The 17,319-nt window shown below is 68.0% G+C and carries 13 protein-coding genes; 7 read left to right on the forward strand and 6 right to left on the reverse strand.

What is annotated here, in order from left to right; all coding sequences use genetic code 11:
- Positions 1 to 207 precede the first annotated feature (207 nt).
- Entirely contained in the window at positions 208 to 2,982 is a 2,775-nt protein-coding gene (locus tag ACW6W5_RS11945) for a TonB-dependent receptor (RefSeq protein WP_121043795.1), read from the reverse strand.
- A 271-nt stretch (positions 2,983 to 3,253) separates the two neighbouring features.
- On the opposite strand from ACW6W5_RS11945, the gene ACW6W5_RS11950 reads away from it, so the two are divergent.
- Positions 3,254 to 4,270: a sugar kinase gene (locus tag ACW6W5_RS11950; protein ID WP_152152770.1), complete on the forward strand. Its 1,017-nt coding sequence runs from the start codon at positions 3,254 to 3,256 to the stop codon at positions 4,268 to 4,270.
- Complete coding sequence (gene eda / locus ACW6W5_RS11955; RefSeq protein WP_152152772.1) at positions 4,257 to 4,895, forward strand: bifunctional 4-hydroxy-2-oxoglutarate aldolase/2-dehydro-3-deoxy-phosphogluconate aldolase; 639 nt, start codon at positions 4,257 to 4,259, stop codon at positions 4,893 to 4,895. Before ACW6W5_RS11950 ends, eda begins: the two co-directional genes overlap by 14 nt.
- 19 nt (positions 4,896 to 4,914) lie before the next feature.
- On the opposite strand, the gene ACW6W5_RS11960 is transcribed toward eda, so the two are convergent.
- Positions 4,915 to 6,798: a sigma-54-dependent Fis family transcriptional regulator gene (locus ACW6W5_RS11960; RefSeq protein ID WP_152152774.1), complete on the reverse strand. Its 1,884-nt coding sequence runs from the start codon at positions 6,796 to 6,798 to the stop codon at positions 4,915 to 4,917.
- A gap of 238 nt (positions 6,799 to 7,036) precedes the next feature.
- On the opposite strand from ACW6W5_RS11960, the gene adh reads away from it, so the two are divergent.
- The 4 genes from adh (at position 7,037) to ACW6W5_RS11980 (ending at position 10,623) form a co-directional block, all read left to right on the forward strand.
- On the forward strand, positions 7,037 to 8,566 hold the full coding sequence (gene adh, locus ACW6W5_RS11965) for an aldehyde dehydrogenase (RefSeq protein WP_121043786.1): 1,530 nt from the start codon (positions 7,037 to 7,039) through the stop codon (positions 8,564 to 8,566).
- An 86-nt stretch (positions 8,567 to 8,652) separates the two neighbouring features.
- The gene (gene adhP, locus ACW6W5_RS11970; RefSeq protein ID WP_046272245.1) at positions 8,653 to 9,681 is read left to right on the forward strand and encodes an alcohol dehydrogenase AdhP; all 1,029 of its coding nucleotides are present in this window, start codon (positions 8,653 to 8,655) and stop codon (positions 9,679 to 9,681) included.
- Between the two features lie 112 nt (positions 9,682 to 9,793).
- Entirely contained in the window at positions 9,794 to 10,171 is a 378-nt protein-coding gene (locus tag ACW6W5_RS11975) for a DUF779 domain-containing protein (protein ID WP_152152776.1), read from the forward strand.
- 56 nt (positions 10,172 to 10,227) lie between these two features.
- Complete coding sequence (locus tag ACW6W5_RS11980; RefSeq protein ID WP_152152778.1) at positions 10,228 to 10,623, forward strand: hypothetical protein; 396 nt, start codon at positions 10,228 to 10,230, stop codon at positions 10,621 to 10,623.
- Here the strand turns inward: ACW6W5_RS11980 and ligD are convergent, their stop codons facing one another.
- From ligD to ACW6W5_RS11995, 3 genes are all read right to left on the reverse strand, one after another.
- Positions 10,624 to 13,185: a DNA ligase D gene (ligD, locus tag ACW6W5_RS11985; protein WP_152152780.1), complete on the reverse strand. Its 2,562-nt coding sequence runs from the start codon at positions 13,183 to 13,185 to the stop codon at positions 10,624 to 10,626.
- A 6-nt stretch (positions 13,186 to 13,191) separates the two neighbouring features.
- Positions 13,192 to 14,133, reverse strand: coding sequence for a non-homologous end joining protein Ku (gene ku, locus ACW6W5_RS11990; RefSeq protein ID WP_152152782.1), 942 nt, complete (start codon positions 14,131 to 14,133; stop codon positions 13,192 to 13,194).
- Positions 14,134 to 14,228: 95 nt separating this feature from the next.
- Entirely contained in the window at positions 14,229 to 14,624 is a 396-nt protein-coding gene (locus ACW6W5_RS11995; protein WP_121043771.1) for a hypothetical protein, read from the reverse strand.
- A 144-nt stretch (positions 14,625 to 14,768) separates the two neighbouring features.
- On the opposite strand from ACW6W5_RS11995, the gene ACW6W5_RS12000 reads away from it, so the two are divergent.
- Positions 14,769 to 15,110: a hypothetical protein gene (locus ACW6W5_RS12000; protein WP_102788774.1), complete on the forward strand. Its 342-nt coding sequence runs from the start codon at positions 14,769 to 14,771 to the stop codon at positions 15,108 to 15,110.
- A gap of 16 nt (positions 15,111 to 15,126) precedes the next feature.
- On the opposite strand, the gene ACW6W5_RS12005 is transcribed toward ACW6W5_RS12000, so the two are convergent.
- Complete coding sequence (locus tag ACW6W5_RS12005; protein ID WP_152152784.1) at positions 15,127 to 17,256, reverse strand: TonB-dependent receptor family protein; 2,130 nt, start codon at positions 17,254 to 17,256, stop codon at positions 15,127 to 15,129.
- Positions 17,257 to 17,319: the final 63 nt, after the last annotated feature.

Raw genomic sequence — 17,319 nt, forward strand, 5'->3', positions numbered from 1 at the left:
ATGACGTCCGGCCTCCCCCGGAGCGTCTGTCGCGCATTGCCGCGTGACACCGCTGGTCATCCGAAACGTAACAAACCCTTCACGGGGCGGCATCTTGCGCCGCAGCAGCGTGCGTGTGCTGGCGAGGGTCGAGGGATGGCAACGATGGCGGCGTGCGCGCAGCCGGCGGCGTGATCGCTCACGCCGCCGGTGGGTACGGCCGTTGAATCAGAACTTGTAGCGCACGCCGAGCAGGAACTGGCGGCCGGTTTCGGTGTACTGCAGCGGCAGGCGACCGGTGGCCGGCGAGTAGACCCACTCGTCGGAGGCTTCGTTGGTCAGGTTGATGCCTTCCAGGCTCAGTTCGAGCTGGTCGCTGATTGTGTAGCGGATCGAGGCATCGAGGACCGTGGTGCCGGTCATGCCGTGATAACCATCGAGATTGAAGCCGGTTTCCGTACCCGGTGCCTGGGTCAGGTAGTCATCGCGGTTGGTCGCCGAGACACGGCCGGAGAAGACCTTGCCTTCGTAGAACAATGTGGCGTTCCAGGAGGACTTGGACAGACCGGTCAGGTCGGTCTTCATCACCGGCTGGCCCGCGGCGTTGAGGTACTGGATCTGCGATTCCACCCAGGTGTAGTTCAACTGCACGCCGAGGTTGGACCACTTGCCCGGCAGGAAGGTGAACGGCTGGGTGTAGTTGGCTTCCACGCCGTGCAGCTCACCGCCCGGGGTGTTGACCGGCCGGCTGTAGGTGAAGTCATCCGTGGGCGAGGCACCGGTGCCGATCAGCAGCGAGGCAGGCAGGCCGCTGTCAGAGTACGGACGCACTTCGCGGGTGGTCTGCACGAAGCTCTCGATGTCCTTGTAGAACAGACCGATGCCGGCCATCGCGCCTTCGGCGAAGTACCACTCGAAGCCGAGGTCGACGTTGGTCGCGCGGATCGGCTCCAGGTCCGGGTTGCCGCTGGAGATGGTGCGTGCACCACCGGCCACGGCCACCGTTGCGCCAGGCGTCAGGCTGCCCAGGCCCGGGCGGCTCATCACCTTGGCCGCGCCGAGGCGGATCAGGAAGTCCGGGCTGACTTCGGCCACCAGGTTGAACGAGGGCAGGGTGTCGTTGTAGGTGCGGTTTTCGGTAGTGGCGACCGTACCGGTGGCCAGCGTGGACAGGCCGGTGGAGCTCTGCTTGGTGCGCACGTAGCGCACGCCCACGTTACCCGACAGCGGCAGGCTGCCCAGTTCGGTGGAGAACTCGCCCATCAGGTAGGCACCGCGGTCCTTCTCTTCGACGCTGCGCACGTTGTTGGCACGCGGGGCGACGGCGAAGATGCCGCTGTTGCTGTAGATGTCGAACTGATCGGCGATGGCGTTCAGATCCGGCACCACCCAGTTGGACGGGCTGCCGTTGATGCCCTTCAGGCCGGCCTGCGCGGTCATGTCCACCGGCACGATCTTGGTGCCATCGGCGAAGTTGGGCACGGCCAGTTCGCTGGCACGGCGCAGTTCGGTGGTCTTGAAGGTGTAGTCCTTGGCGAGCACGCCGCCCTTCAAGCGGAAGCCGGGGCTGATGTTCCAGTTGAAATCCAGCTGGCCGGTATCGAAGTCGTTGTCCACGTACTGCGGGCGCAGGCGGATTTCGGCCAGTTCCCAGCCTGCGGGATTGGTCGGGTCGATGCCGTAGTTCAGCGTCGGGAACCGGCTGTTGCCCCGGTAGTCGTAGCTGTAATTGTCGACGTCGTACTTGTCCATGATGACCGTGGTCTGCACCGGGTTCTCGTGCTTGGAGCGCGAGATGCCGATCTTTCCGGACAGGGTGAAGTCGTCACCGAAGCGGTGCTGGCCGTTGAGGCTGAGCTGCTTGAACTCGGTGCTCCACTCGTCGTGACGGTTCTCCGAGCGGATGTCGACGTTGTCGAACTCGCCGTAGACCAGGGCGTTGTTTTCGATCACGCCGTTCTTGACGATCATCGACGGCTTGCCGTCGCGATCGGGGCGACGCAGCGCGCCGGTGGCCGAATCGCGGTTGCGGCTGAAGGAAATCGCCTCGATGTAATGTTCATCGCGGGTGGCGTCGATCTTGGAGTACAGCGCGTCCAGCGAGAACTCGGTGGCGTCACTCGGCTTCCACTGCAGGGTACCGGTCACGCCCAGGCGCTTCTGCTCATGTTCCATCTGCACATAGCGCGGGAAGCGCGGGTGGTAGACATCGGCCGAACGCGCCGCGGCGAACGGCGAGGTGGCGCTGAAGCCGCCGTTGCTGGGGCCATTGGCCCAGCGGCCGGTATTGGAGCCTTCCTCCAGCGCCTGGCGCTCGGAATAGGCCACCGACAACAACGCACCGAAGGTGCCATCGGCAAAGGTGTTGGAGATCAGTGCGGCCATGCGCGGGTCGGCCTTTTCGGCCATCGCGTTGTAGCCGGCCTGGCCGCTGGCGGCGAAGGTGAAGCCGTCATAGTCGAACGGGCGCGCGGTGCGCAGGTCGACCGTGGCCCCGAGCGAGCCTTCCTCGACATCGGCCGAGGCGGTCTTGCGCACCAGCAGCTGCGAGAACAGGTCGGAGGCGAACACGTTGAAATCGAAGCCACGGCCGCGGTTGGTGCCGCCGCTCTGGTCACCGGCGCCGACGGTGGTCAGCGCTTCCATGCCGTTGATGCGCACGCGGGTGAAGTCCGGGCCCAGGCCACGCACCGAGATGTTGCGGCCTTCGCCGGCCTCACGGGTGATGACCACGCCGGGGATGCGCTGCAGCGATTCGGCCAGGTTCAGATCCGGGAACTTGCCGATATCCTCGGCCACGATGGCATCGACCACGCCGGCTTCGCCGCGCTTGATGTCCAGCGCCTTCTCGACACTGGCGCGGTAGCCGGTGACGGTGACGGTATCCAGGTCGGTGGGGTTGGTGCCCGCATCCTGGGCCAGCGCGGTACCACTCAGCGCCAGGCCGATCGACAATGCCAGCAAGGTAACCGGTGTCTTTTTCTGCGTGTTCTGGACTTGCATGTTTTCCCTCTCCCAAGGTGCTACATGAAACAGCTATCCAACGACATGTCAGTGCAATGACACCGCTGGTCAGGGCGGACGTTAACAGCCCGTTACTGATCCGGCATCTTGCACCGCAGCAGACCTTGAATGTCCCGCAGACGCTTGCAGGACAATGGTTCCGACATTCGGGACAGGTGGACGGGGCGGCGTCCATCGCTAGAATGACACCGCTAGCCATTGCTGCGGGGCGTCCTTGCGGCGTCCGCAGCCCTCACAAGGATCCAGGACCATGAGTCGTGTTGTCTGTTTCGGAGAGTTGTTGCTGCGCATGAGCGCACCCGGCCGCGAGCTGCTGCTGCAGCGCGGCCAGCTGGCGGTCCACGCCGGGGGCGCGGAGGCCAACGTCGGTGTCTCGCTGGCCCATCTTGGGCATGCGGTGGCGGCGGTCAGCACGGTGCCGGCGAACCCGTTGGGCGAGTTCGCGCTGGGCGAGCTGCGCCGGCATGGCGTGGACACCAGCGCCGTGCGCCGCACCGACGGCCGCATGGGCCTGTACTTCCTGACCACCGGCGCCGTGCAGCGCGCCAGCGAAGTGGTCTACGACCGTGCCGATTCGGCCTTCGCCAACAGCAGCGCCGCCGATTACGACTGGGACACGCTGCTGGCCGGCGCCGACTGGCTGCACCTGTCCGGGGTCAGCCCGGCGCTCAACCCGGCCATGGCCCAGGCCACGCTGGCCGCGGCCCGTGCGGCATGCGCGCGGGGCGTGAAGGTCTCCTTCGACGGCAACTTCCGCCCGTCGCTGTGGGCGCGCTGGCAGGGCGATGCGCCCGGCATCCTGCGCGAGCTGTTCGCCTGCGCCGATCTCGTCTTCGCCGACTACCGCGATATCGGCGTGGTGCTCGGCGGGGAGTTCGAGCAGGCCGATGTGCGTGAGCGCGTCGACGCGGCCGCGGCGCAGGCCTTCGCCGCGTTCCCGCGGTTGCAGTGGATGGCCTGCACGCAGCGCACGCCGCACAGCGTGGACAACCACGCACTCGGGGCGATGCTGATCGGCCGCGACGGCACCCGCGCGGTGGCGCCGACCCGCGAGATGATCGGCATCGTGGACCGCATCGGCGGTGGCGATGCCTTCGCCGCCGGCATCCTGCATGGCATGATGCGCGGCTTCGCGCCGGACGCGATCGTGCGTTTCGGCCTCGCCGCAGGCTGCCTGAAGCACTCGATCCCCGGCGACTTCAACCCTGTCAGCGAGGCTGACATCATGGCCCTCACGGGCGAGGAGCGATTCGATGTCCGGCGCTGATCCGCGCGTACGCGCAGTCCTGAAACTGGCGCCGGTGATTCCGGTGTTCACCCCGGAAAACGTCGACGATGCCGTCGAGGTCGCACGCGCACTGTTCAACGGCGGCCTGCCGGTGATCGAAGTGACGCTGCGCACGCCGATGGCGATGGACGCGATCCAGGCGATGGTGGAGGCGGTGCCCGATGCCGTGGTCGGCGCCGGCACCGTGCTGACCGCCGCGCAGATGGAGAAGGTCAAGCAGGTGGGCGGGCGCTTCGCGGTGTCGCCGGGCGCGACCGCGCGCCTGTACGCCGCCGCCCGCGATACCGATCTGCCGTTCCTGCCGGGCGTGGCGACCTCGTCGGAGCTGATGCTCGGCCTGGAACACGGCCTGGATACCTTCAAGTTCTTCCCGGCCGTGCAGGCTGGCGGCGCGGCCATGCTGTCGGCATGGAACGGCCCGTTCGGCGATGTGCGCTTCTGCCCGACCGGCGGCATCAGCGCGCAGACCGCACGCGATTTCCTGCACCTGCCCAACGTGCTGTGCGTGGGCGGGTCCTGGCTGACCACCCGGGCGCTGCTGCAGGCCAGGGACTGGGCCGGCATCGAGCAGCTGGCGCGCGATTCGGCCGCGCTGGTCGGCTGAGCCCACACGGCCTGCCGTCTCAGTGACGGCGGGCCGTCGCCCCGACACGGCGATACAGCGTGCTGCGGCTGATGCCCAGCGCGCGCGCCGCCTGGGCGACATTGCCATGGCTCGCGCGCAGTGCCTCGCGCATGGCGGTTTCGGTCATCGCCTCCAGCCCCTCGGCCGCGGACGGCATCACCGGGGCAGGCGCGGCCTGCAGATAGGCCGGCAGCATCGCGTGCCGGATCACCTCACCCGGATCGCTCAGCGCCACCAGCGTGCGCAGGCAGGAACACAGCTGCCGCAGATTGCCCGGCCAGGCATACCCGGCCAGCGCCTCCAGCGCCGCGCTCTCCAGTTGCCGGCCCTCGCCGAGCCGTTGCCACAGCCCCTGCACCAGCGCCGCGCGTTCGGCGTGCTCGCGCAGGGCCGGCAGGCGCACGCTGTGGTCGGCGATGCGGTAGTAGAGGTCGCTGCGGAAGTCACCGGCGGCCATCGCCTGATCGAGATCGCGGTGGGTAGCGCAGATCAAGGCGAAATCCAGTTGTACCGGCTTGCCGCCACCCAGCGGTGACAGCGTGCGCTCCTGAAGGACGCGCAACAGGCGCGGCTGCAGCGCCAGCGGCATATCGCCGATCTCATCAAGGAACAGCACGCCGCCCTGGGCCTGGCGCAGCAGGCCGGTATTGCCGCTCTTGCGCGCCCCGGTGAAGGCACCTTCCTCGTAGCCGAACAGCTCGGCTTCGATCAGGCCTTCCGGCAGCGCCGCGCAGTTGACCGCCACGAACGGTTTGTCGGCACGCGTGCTGCGCCGATGCAGTTCACGTGCGAACACCTCCTTGCCGGTGCCGGTCTCGCCCTGCAGCAGCACGGGCAGCTGCGCATCCAGCACGCGGCAGGCGCGCTCGAGCACCTGCTGCTGGGCGGCGTCGAACAGGGGGCTGGCATCCGCCCGCACCGCCGCTGCGGCGGCACGCGCGGGTGCGGCGGGGGTCGGACGCGCGGGCAGCGGCGAGCGGACCGTGGCGCCGCCGGCAGGGCTCACGTGGCCGTACAGCGCGCGGCCCTGGCGATCCACCAGCGCGCCGTCATCATGCAGCCGTGAGAGTGGACCATCGAACAGCGCCTCGTAGGGCGCCCTGCCGATGTCGCCGTGGTCCAGCCCGAACAGGGCCAGCCCGGCACGGTTGGCGGCCACCAGGCGGCCATTGCGGAAGCCCAGCACGCCTTCGCGCGCGGTACCGAGCAGGCCGGCGTCGTGATGCAGGCGGACCACCTCGCAGTCGCCCAGTCCCGCCTCGAAGTAGCGGTGCTCGATATGCGCCACCGCCTGCCGTGCCAGCACGCGGGCGTGCAGGTGCTGCTGGCGCGCGTCGCCGGAGATGTCGAGCACGCCCACACGCTGCCCGTACGGATCGAAGATCGGTGTTGCCGAACAGGTCAGGATCGCGTGCGGCGCGAAGTAGTGCTCGCCGCCACGTACCTCCACCGAGCGACCTTCGACGATGGCGGTGCCGATCGCGTTGGTGCCCACCGTGGTTTCATCCCACCGCACGCCTGGCATCAACGCCACCCGCCCGGCTTTGTCGAGGAAACCCGGGTTGCCCTCCGCATCCAGGATCCAGCCGGCTTCGTCGGTCAGCAGCGCGATGCTGCCGGTCGCGGCGATGTCGGCGGCCAGGCCATCCAGCTCCGGTCGCGCCAGCCGCCACAGCGTTTCCTGGCGCTGGCGCAGCTCGCGCAGGCGGGCGTCCGGCAGCGGTTCGACCTCCGGCTGTGCATCGACCGATAGCCCGCCGCGCTGGCAGCGCTGCCACGACTGCAGGATGGTGTCGGGCACGCTGCCGACCGGCGCCGCGCCACGCTCGAAAAAGGAGCGTCGCGCATTGCCGACACGGTGCTGGAGCGGGAGCTGGGACACCTGGATTCTCCAGTGTCGCAATCTGCGACAGTTGTAGCGGGGCCTGTTCCGATAAACACCACACCCGGCGTTACCGTGCAATGACCGGCCGTGGTGCACCGCATCAGTTTCCGAACCCCGCTCCAATCGGTACGCCGGGTGACGCCTTGCCGCACTGCACCACACGGAACCTGGCATCGTCCTTGCGCCATGGAACAGACCCTTATCGGGCCTGTCCACCGCCATCCGGAGATGCACCATGAATGCCGTCACGTCTGCCAAGCCGCACGCCACCGACCCGCAGTCCATCTTCAAGCCGCGCTACGGCAACTACATCGGCGGGGAGTGGGTGGCCCCGCGCAGCGGCCAGTATTTCGAGAACACCACGCCGGTGACGGGCAAGGTGTTCACCGAGGTCGCCCGTTCCAACGCCGAGGACATCGAAGCGGCGCTGGACGCCGCCCACGCGGCCAAGACCGCCTGGGGCCAGACCTCGACCACCGAGCGCGCCAACATCCTCAACCGGATCGCCGACCGCATCGAGCAGAACCTCGAGCTGCTCGCCCATGCCGAAACCTGGGACAACGGCAAGCCGATCCGCGAAACGCTCAACGCCGACGTGCCGCTGATGGCCGATCACTTCCGCTACTTCGCCGGCGCGGTGCGCGCGCAGGAAGGCAGCCTGTCGGAGATCGACAAGGACACCATCGCCTACCACTTCCACGAGCCGCTCGGCGTGGTCGGGCAGATCATCCCGTGGAACTTCCCGATGCTGATGGCGGCCTGGAAGCTCGCGCCCGCGCTGGCCGCCGGCAACTGCGTGGTGCTCAAGCCGGCCGAGCAGACCCCGGCGTCGATCCTGGTGCTGATGGAGGTGATCGGCGATCTGCTGCCCAAGGGTGTGCTCAACGTGGTCAACGGCTTCGGCGTGGAGGCGGGCAAGCCGCTGGCCTCCAACCCGCGCATCGCCAAGATCGCCTTCACCGGCGAGACCACCACCGGCCGCCTGATCATGCAGTACGCCAGCCAGAACCTGATCCCGGTGACGCTGGAACTGGGCGGCAAGTCGCCGAACATCTTCTTCGCTGATGTCATGGCCGAGGACGATGACTTCCTCGACAAGGCCGTGGAGGGTTTCGTGCTGTTCGCCTTCAACCAGGGCGAGGTCTGCACCTGCCCCTCGCGCGCGCTGATCCAGGAATCGATCTACGAGAAATTCATGGAACGTGCGCTCACGCGCGTGGCCGCGATCAAGCAGGGCAATCCGCTCGATCCCAACACGATGGTCGGTGCGCAGGCCTCCTCCGAGCAGCTGGAGAAGATCCTTTCCTACTTCGACATCGGCCGGCAGGAAGGGGCGCAGGTGCTGATCGGCGGTGAGCAGGCCAAGCTGGAGGGCGACCTGGCCGGCGGCTTCTACGTGAAGCCGACCGTGTTCAAGGGCCACAACAAGATGCGCGTGTTCCAGGAAGAGATCTTCGGGCCGGTGGTCTCGGTGACCACGTTCAAGACCGAGGAAGAAGCCCTGGAGCTCGCCAACGACACCCTGTACGGCCTCGGTGCCGGGGTGTGGAGCCGCGATGCCTCGCGCCTGTACCGCATGGGCCGTGGCATCCAGGCCGGGCGCGTGTGGACCAACTGCTACCACGCCTATCCGGCGCATGCTGCGTTCGGTGGTTACAAGCAGTCGGGCATCGGCCGCGAGAACCACAAGATGATGCTCGACCACTACCAGCAGACCAAGAACCTGCTGGTCAGCTACTCGCCCAAGAAGCTGGGCTTCTTCTGAGCCTGCCCCGGGCTTGATCCCGATCAAGGCGCCGGCATGCGGCCGGCGCCACAGTGCTGTCATTGGCCATCCACGGAGATCCACGCATGAACAAGACCATGAAGGCCGCTGTTGTCCGCGAGTTCGGAAAGCCGTTGCGTATCGAGGAAGTCGAGGTGCCGCGTCCGGGGCCCGGCGATATCCTGGTGAAGATCGAAGCCTGTGGCGTGTGCCACACCGACCTGCATGCGGTGGACGGGGACTGGCCGGTCAAGCCGAACCCGCCCTTCATTCCCGGCCACGAGGGCGTCGGCCACGTGGTCGCGGTCGGCGCCGGGGTCAGCCATATCCGCGAAGGCGACCGTGTCGGCATCCCGTGGCTGTATTCGGCGTGCGGCTACTGCGAGCACTGCCTGGGCGGCTGGGAAACGCTGTGCGAAGCGCAGCAGAACACGGGTTACTCGGTGAACGGTGGCTTCGCCGAGTACGCGTTGGCAAACGCTGCGTATGTCGGGCTGCTGCCCAAGGGCGTGGGCTTCATCGAGGTGGCGCCCATCCTGTGCGCCGGCGTCACGGTCTACAAGGGCCTGAAGGTCACCGATACCAAGCCCGGCCAGTGGGTGGTGATCTCCGGCATCGGCGGGCTCGGCCACATGGCCGTGCAGTACGCCAAGGCGATGGGCCTGAACGTGGCCGCGGTGGATATCGACGACGGCAAGCTCGCCCTGGCCGAGCGGCTGGGAGCGACGATCACCGTCAACGCGCGCAACACCGATCCGGCCGCGTTCCTGAAGAAGGAGATCGGCGGGGCACACGGGGCGCTGGTCACCGCGGTCTCGCCGAAGGCCTTCGAGCAGGCACTGGGCATGGTCCGGCGCGGCGGCACCGTCTCGTTGAACGGCCTGCCGCCGGGCAACTTCCCGCTGGATATCTTCGGCATGGTGCTCAACGGCATCACCGTGCGTGGCTCGATCGTCGGCACCCGTCTGGACCTGCAGGAATCGCTGGAATTCGCCGAGCAGGGCAAGGTGGCCGCGACGGTGACCAGCGATTCGCTGGAGAACATCAACGACATCTTCGCGCGCATGCAGGCCGGCAAGATCGAAGGCCGCGTGGTGCTGGACATGAGCGCGTAACCGGCTGCGCGTTGCCGTCCTGCGCCACTCCCCCTCTCCCGGTGGCAGCAGGACGGCAGCGCCGGTTCTTCCGTCCTGCCGGCCATTGGCCGGCGTCCCTGGCACCCCGATCATGACCGACCTCCCGCTCCAGGTATTGGCCACCCTCCCGGCGCTGCAGCTGATCGAGACCCTGCAGGCACGCCACGGCGATCTGCTGTTCCACCAGTCCGGCGGCTGCTGCGACGGCTCCTCGCCGATGTGTTTCGCCCAGGGCGATTTCATCGTGGGCGACCGTGATGTGCGCATGGGCGACATCGGCGGGGCGCCGTTCTACATCAGCCCCGCGCAGTTCGAATACTGGAAGCACACCCAGCTGATCATCGACGTGGTGCCCGGCCGGGGCGGCATGTTCTCGCTGGAAAACGGCGAGGGTGTGCGCTTCCTGGTCCGCTCGCGCTTGTTCAGCGATGAGGAGTTCGCCCAGCTCCAAGCCGCCGGCCGGGTCTGAAATTCCCTGCGGCAACCCGTCCATAATGGCGGCTCTCCCGCCGTGACGCCCCTGCCATGCCTGTGTGGTCCGCCCTGAAGAATCCACTGCTGTCGGTGCTGGCCGTCGTGTTCGCGTTCGCGGTGATGGTGCTGGTCAACAGCCTCGGTTCGTGGCTGGTGCCATTGCTGCGCATTCCGCCGGGCGGCGAGCCCCAGCTGGCCTGGGACCTGGCCTGGACGATCCTCAGCGGCATCGCCGCGATCGCCTTTGCCAGCCGTTATGCGCCGACCTGGCCCCGTAGCCACGGCGGCGTGGTGTGGGCGGTGATCGCGGCCGCATCGATCTACACCGCCTGGGATTTCGGCAGCGATTTCCCGTTCTGGTTCGTGGTGATCCTGCTGGTCTCGCTGCCGGTGCAGGCATTCTTGGGGGTGTGGGTGGGCACGCGGTTCCGGCCAGGGCGCGCCTGATCAGCTGCCAGGCAGCACCTGCTTCACCTGCTCGATGCCCGCCCACGGGTCCTGCTTCAACCGCTTCGCGCGCTGCAGCGCCTTCGCCATCGGGAAAGCGTCCGGCGCCGCGATGCGACCCAGTTCTTCCCAACGCAACGGCACCGCCACGCCGGCACCCGGCCGCGCCCGCAGCGACCACGAGCTCACACTGGTGGCGCCGCGCGCATTGCGCAGCCAATCGATGAAGATCACCCCGTCGCGCTTGGCCTTGCTCATCGTCGCCACGTAGCGCTCCGGTGCCTGCGTGGCCATGGCCTGCGCGAAGGCCTCGCAGAAGTCCTTGGCGTGCGCCCAGTCGGCCTTGGGCTGCAGCGGCACCACCACGTGCACACCCTTGCCGCCGGAGAGCCGGACGAAGCTCTCCAGCCCGGCTTCCTGCAGGCGCGCGCGCACATCGCGTGCGGCGGCCTTGATCTGGGTCCAGTTCACGCCTTCGCCGGGATCCAGATCGAACACCAGCCGGTCCGGATGTTCGGGATCCTCGACGGTGGCCCCCCAGGGATGCAGCTCCAGGGTGTTCATCTGCACCAACTGCAGCAGCCCCTCCACATCCTCGATGTAGAGGTAGTCCTCGCGCCCGCTCTTCTGCTCCAGCGGGATCGCCTTGACCGCACCGCCCAGCCCGGTGCCATGGTGCTTCTGGAAGAAGCAGGGCTTGTCCACCCCGTCCGGGCAGCGCAGCACCGACAGCGGACGGTGCGCCACCTCGGGCAGGATCCAGCGCGCCATGCGCCGGTAGTAGTCGGCCACTTCGCCCTTGGTGATCTTCGCCTTGGCGAACACCACGCGTTCGGGATGGCTGATCGCCACGGTGCTCTCTTCCTGCGCAGCCGCGGCCTTCTTCCGGCCGCTGGTTTTCGCCGCCGGGGCGGAGGCGGACGCAGCGACGGTAGTGACGTTGGCTGCCGCGCCCAGATCCTTCGGCTGTTTGTCTTCGCGCAGCCGCTTGAAGCTGGCCTGGCGCAGCAACCCTTCCTTGGCCCAGCCGCGGAAAGCGACCTCTGCCACCAGCACCGGCCTCACCCAGTGCACGCTGCGCGCGGTGAACGGCACATGCGCGGGCAGCTCCACCACCGCGTCCTTCACGGTCAGCGGCGTCAGTTGCTTGGTCAGCGCGCGCAGCGCGGCATCATCGAAGCCCGTGCCGACGCGGCCGACATAACGCAATCCGCCCTTGTCCGGGGTGGCCATCAGCAGCGAGCCGAAGCCGCTGCGCGATCCCTTGGGCTCGGTATAGCCGACGATGAGGAACTCATCGGTGTTCTCGTGCTTGATCTTGATCCAGTCGCGCGAGCGTGCGTTGACGTAGGGCGCATCGATCCGCTTGCTGATGATGCCTTCGAACCCGGCCTCGCCACTGGCGGCGAACACCGCCGGGCCGTGGTCGCGCACATGGTCGCTGTAGGCCAGGGTGTCCGGCTTGCTGCCCAGCAGATCCTTGAGCAGCGCCTTGCGCTCCAGCAGCGGCACCCGGCTGACATCCACACCGGCGATGCCCGGCATATCGAACACCACATAGCGCAGTGGCTGTTTCGCGGTGCCGTCGATGACCTTCTGCAACGCGGTGAAGTCACTGCGGCCCTGCGCATCCAGCACCACCAGTTCACCGTCCAGGCGTAGATCGCGCACCGGCAGCCGTTCGATCGCCTGCACCACCTCGGGGAACTCGTCGGTCCAGTTCAGCCCGCCACGCGAGCGCAGCGCAACCACGCCTTCGCGCACGTCGGCGAGCAGGCGATAGCCATCCCATTTGATCTCGTGCAGCCACTGCTCGCCGTCCGGCGCGGTGGCGCGATGGTCGGTCAGCTGCGGCTTGAAATCGTGCGGGTAGGGCCTCTCGCGTGCGCCTTCAAGCGCCAGCGCGCGTTTGGACCAGCGCGCATCGGCCTTGCGTGCGACGCGGGTCGTCACGGCCTTGGCGGGGGCGGTTTTCCTGGCCGGGGTGGCCTTCGTTGTGTTGGCAGCGGCGGCCTTCCTGGTGCCCGTGCGCTTGGCGGCCTCCGGTGGCGCCTCCAACAGATCATCGGCCTCCATATCCCTCGCCTCATCATCATCGCGTTTGATCAGCAGCCACTGATGCTGCTTGCCCTTCATCGCGGTGCGCACCAGTTTCCAGCCGCCCTTGAGGCGCTCGCCGTGCAGCACGAAGTCCACCTTGCCGGCCGCGATCGCCTCCAGGGGGTCGCCATCGCAGGCCCAGGTGCCGTGGTCATAGACATCCACATGGCCAGCGCCGTAGTGCCCGCTGGGGATATCGCCGGCGAACGTCGCATAGGACAGGGGATGGTCTTCCACCTCCACGGCGAGCCGTTTTTCGCCGACACGCAGCGAGGGGCCCTTCGGTACCGCCCAGCTCTTGAGCACGCCGTCAGCTTCGAGCCGGAAGTCGTAATGGCGCGAGCTGGCATGGTGCAGCTGCACCACGAAGATCGGCCGCCGCGCCGGCGCATCGCGGCGCTCGGCGTCCGGCTCGGGGGTGCCGTCGAAACGGCGTTTACGACGGTATTCCTGCAGGGACACGGCGGCTTACCCGGCCTTGCGCGCGGGTGCACGCTTGGTGGTTTTCTTGGTCGCTTTGCCTGCTGTCTTGGTCGCCTTTTTGGCCGCCGTGGGTTTGGCGACCTTGGCCGTGGCCTTCTTCGCCGCTGTCTTTCTGGCGGCCGGCGTGCGCTTCTTGGCATCCAGGCTCTTCTGCAGCAGCGACATGAAGTCGACCACGTTGGTCGCATCGTCCTCGCGCGGGACCGGCTCTTCCTCCACCTTGGTGGTGCCGCCCTTGGCCTTGATCCGCTTCTTCAGCAACGTGTGCAGGCGCTCGCGGAATTCATCGTGGTACTCGTCCGGCTTCCACTCGCCGGACATCGAGGCGATCAGCTGCTCGGCCATGGCCGTTTCCTTGCTGTTGATGCGGTACTCGGACAGGCTGCCGCTGGGCAGCTTGTAGTCTTCCGGGTCCACCAGTTCCTGCGGATAGCGCAGGATCATCAGCACCAGCGCATCGCCGTGCGGCATCACCGCGCACAGGTACTCGCGGGTGCGCACCACGACCCGCGCGATGCCGACCTTGCCGGTGCTGCGCAGCGTTTCGCGCAGCAGCACGTAGCCTTTTTCGGCTTTCTTGGCGGGCACCAACAGGTAGGGCTTCTCGAAATAGCGCGGATCGATGGTGCCGGCATCGACAAACGTTTCCACCTCCACCGCCTCATGGCTTTGCGGTGCGGCCGAGCGGATGTCGTCTTCCTCCAGTACGACGTAGCTGCCCTTGTCGTACTCGTAGGCTTTGACGATCTCTTTCCACGGCACTTCTTCACCGGTATCGGCGTTGACCCGTTCGAAGCGGATCGGCTTGCGGTCGCGCGAATCGAGCATCCGGAAGTGCAGATCGACATTGCGTTCGCCGGACATCAGCGACACCGGGACATTGAGCAGCCCGAATGACAGCGTGCCGGTCCAGATCGGTCGGGCCATGGTGGCGCCACTCCAACGCTACAGGGAGGGCAGCTGTACCGCGCAGCACGTGAAACGCCTGTGTCCGGGCTGTGCAGGCCGGCTGCACGCCGCAGCTACTGCAGCAGGCCGTGCACCGCCGCGGCCGGCATGTGGTCCAGCGCCAGCCACGCGTCTTCGACCACGGCGCGGGCCTGGTGCCAGCCCAGTCGCGACTGCCCGCGCATCTGTTCCCAGTGCTCGGCCAGCTCGCCATCGGTGTCATCGGCACCGCGCGGCCAGTCCGCATAGTGCGTGGTCAGCGCGAAGGCGTAGGCGGGATAGAGGTCGCGCCAGCTGCGCCGGCCGTGACTGCGGCGCTGCTCGTAATCGCTGCGCATGTACTGCAGGTAGTCCTGTGCAACCGCCTGCGCGTCCTCGGCACGGTCACGGCGCGCACGGCGCCCGCTCCGTTCCGGCTGCAGGTAGGCGTTGAACAACGCGGGTGCGGCACGGCGGTCCAGGCGGGGCATGACACGACTCCGACAGCGGCGGGGCAGGCAGGAATAGACCCGCCACCGTTATCGAGCCGTGACAGATTCGTTGATGCACCGGGATTCGCGGCGACTTCACCCGCCGCGCGCTGTAGTGGGGTGCACAGCTACTGGAGAACTCCCATGCCCCGCGATCCCCTGCGCGACGCCACCGCCCCGGTCCCCGGCGAGCAGCGCGCCAAACATGACAATCAGGACGCCGAAGACCGCGGCGCCGGCATGTCCGTGCCCGACGACGCACCCGATCACCTGCCGGTGGCGGTTACGCCGGATCCCGTTCCGCGCGACCGCAAGGATTCGGCGGCCGGCGAGAAAGGCCCGGCCGGTCATCATCGCCGCGAAGATGAATACCAGCGCCGACAGCGCAAGGAGCACGCCAGCGACAACCAGGACGAGGCGCTGGAAGAGACCTTCCCGGCCAGCGACCCGACCTCACCGTTCGTGCCGGCCAAACCGCCCCGGTAGGTCCAGGTCCAGTGGATCAGGGCGCCCACTGCCACTGCAGGCCCACGTTGTAGCGGCGGTCCGGCCCCGGCTCGAAGAAGCGCTGGTTGCCGTCGTTGACGATCACCGAGCCGATGTAGCGCTGGTCCAGGGCGTTGTCGATCCGCGCGAAGGCACGCAGCGTGCCTTGTCCGGTGGTCCAGCGCCGCGATAGTTCCAGATTCAGCAGCGCGTAGCCCGGCGCGCGCTCGGTGGCCAGATCGTTGACCACGGTGTCGCTGGAGGCCACCACCTCGGCGGCCCACTGCCACGGGCCCGGGCGGTACTGCACCCGCGCGTTCCACTGCTGCCTGGGCACGCCGGGCAGGCGTGAGCCGGCGGTCACCGTGTTGCAGCCAGCGGCCGCGCACAGCGCGTACGGATCACGCACGGTGGCTTCGAGCCAGGTGTAGGCCAGCGAAAGATCCGCCTGCGCCCCCAGCGGCTGCACATAGCTGGCCTCCGCGCCCTGGCGGCGCGTGCGGCCGATGTTGCGGTAGGTGCTGCGGCCGCCGCTGTTGCTCGCCACGGCCAGCTCGTCATCGGTATCGGCGCGGAACAGCGCGGCTTCGACCTGCGCGCCATTCTGTCCATGCCACTTGCTGCCGACTTCCAGGTTGCGGCTGCGGGCCGCCGAGAGATCCAGCGCCAGCCCGGCCTGGCCATCGGCGCGATAGCCCAGCTCGTTGAAGGTCGGGGTCTCGAAGCCACGCCCGGCCGAGGCATACAGCCGCCAGGCATCGGTGGCGCGGAACACCACGCCGGCCACCGGGGTGGTCGCCTCGTAGCGACGCGACCCGCTGTCGTCGGGATTACCCGCGGTGATGTAGTGGTCGTTGGAGCGGAAACGGACCGTGCTGTGGCGCACCCCCAGCAGCAACGACCAACGCGGCGCCCACTGCCACCACGCCTGGGCGAACTGGTCCACGTTTTCGACCCGGTCGCTCTGGTCGCGGCGCAGGCGGCCCTTGATACCTACCTGATCACCCACGAAATTCTCGTAACCGCCGCGATCCTGCTGCTGGCGGTCGGCATTGGCGCCGATCACCACATCCAGCGGGCGACCGGCCCAGTCACCGTGCCACGCCCAGCGCGCGTCGAGCCCACCGTAATCGCCGTCCAGATCGATCACCCCACCAGCGTGCAGCGGCGAATTCAGCTGCGGCCCCGGCGGGATCGCCAGGTACTGCTCCACGCTGCGCTGACCGGCATAGCCCATCGCACGCCAGGTCTGCGCGCCTTCCGTTCGGGTGAACACCAGCCCGGCCTGGGCCTGACGCACGGATTTGCGGGTGTTGTACTGGGTCGCCACGGCGGTGGCCTGGCGCGGGTTCTCGCGCACCTGCGCGCGGGTCAGGCCGAGCGGATCCTGTGCGTCGGGCGCATCGAAGTAGTTCAGGACCAGATCCAGCTGGCCGCCACCGACATCCGTGCCGAGCCGGGCGTTGAGCGACTCGCGGCGGGCCTGGCTGTGGTCACGCCAGCCATCGGTGCGGAAGTGGTTGGCGGCCACGTTGTAGCGGACCGGGCCCTGCACGCCGCGCAGCTGGGCGCCGGCGCTCACGGTGTTGTCGCTGCCGGTATCCACCCGCAGGCGCCATGGGTCGCCTTCGGCGCCGTCCGCGCTCCAGACCTGGACCACGCCGCCGGAGGAGTTGCCGTAGAGCGCCGAGAACGGCCCGCGCAGCACTTCCACGCGCTGCGCCGAGAGCAGGCTGGCGTGGGAGAGCTGGCCCTGGCCGTCGGGCATGGTGGCCGGTACACCGTCCACCAGCACGCGCACGCCGCGCACGCCGAAGGTCGAGCGCGCGCCGAAGCCGCGGATCGAGAGCTGGGTGTCCTGCGCGTAGTTCTGACGATCGCGGGCAACCACCCCGGGAATGCCGTTGAGCGCCTCGGAGAGCTGCGCCAGCGGCCCGGTGCGGTCCTCGTCCACCCAGACCGTGGTCAGCGAGGCCGGCAGGTCGATATCGGCCACCTGTGCCACGCGCGCGGCCTGGACCTGGACCGTGGGCAGCCGCTCGATCGGCGCGGACGGGGCGGGAGTGTTCTGGGCCTGCGCCAGCGATGGCAGCAACACGGCCGAGGCCAGCGCACAGTGGCGGGCCAGCGGGGTAAGACGGAGCATGCGGGGCGGGATCCTCGGTGAATGGGCGTGCCGCACGCCATGGTACGGAAGCGTACGTGACGA

The sequence above is a fragment of the Stenotrophomonas sp. IS26 genome, assembly GCF_054188265.1.

Coding starts and splice junctions, on each gene's coding strand:
- ACW6W5_RS12000 (WP_102788774.1), top strand. CDS start 14,769: ATGCCCCGCGATCCCCTGCGCGACGCCACCGCCCCGGTCCCCGGCGAG.
- ACW6W5_RS11950 (WP_152152770.1), top strand. CDS start 3,254: ATGAGTCGTGTTGTCTGTTTCGGAGAGTTGTTGCTGCGCATGAGCGCA.
- ACW6W5_RS12005 (WP_152152784.1), bottom strand. CDS start 17,256: ATGCTCCGTCTTACCCCGCTGGCCCGCCACTGTGCGCTGGCCTCGGCC.
- ACW6W5_RS11975 (WP_152152776.1), top strand. CDS start 9,794: ATGACCGACCTCCCGCTCCAGGTATTGGCCACCCTCCCGGCGCTGCAG.
- adh (WP_121043786.1), top strand. CDS start 7,037: ATGAATGCCGTCACGTCTGCCAAGCCGCACGCCACCGACCCGCAGTCC.
- ACW6W5_RS11980 (WP_152152778.1), top strand. CDS start 10,228: ATGCCTGTGTGGTCCGCCCTGAAGAATCCACTGCTGTCGGTGCTGGCC.
- eda (WP_152152772.1), top strand. CDS start 4,257: ATGTCCGGCGCTGATCCGCGCGTACGCGCAGTCCTGAAACTGGCGCCG.
- ku (WP_152152782.1), bottom strand. CDS start 14,133: ATGGCCCGACCGATCTGGACCGGCACGCTGTCATTCGGGCTGCTCAAT.
- adhP (WP_046272245.1), top strand. CDS start 8,653: ATGAACAAGACCATGAAGGCCGCTGTTGTCCGCGAGTTCGGAAAGCCG.
- ACW6W5_RS11945 (WP_121043795.1), bottom strand. CDS start 2,982: ATGCAAGTCCAGAACACGCAGAAAAAGACACCGGTTACCTTGCTGGCA.
- ACW6W5_RS11995 (WP_121043771.1), bottom strand. CDS start 14,624: ATGCCCCGCCTGGACCGCCGTGCCGCACCCGCGTTGTTCAACGCCTAC.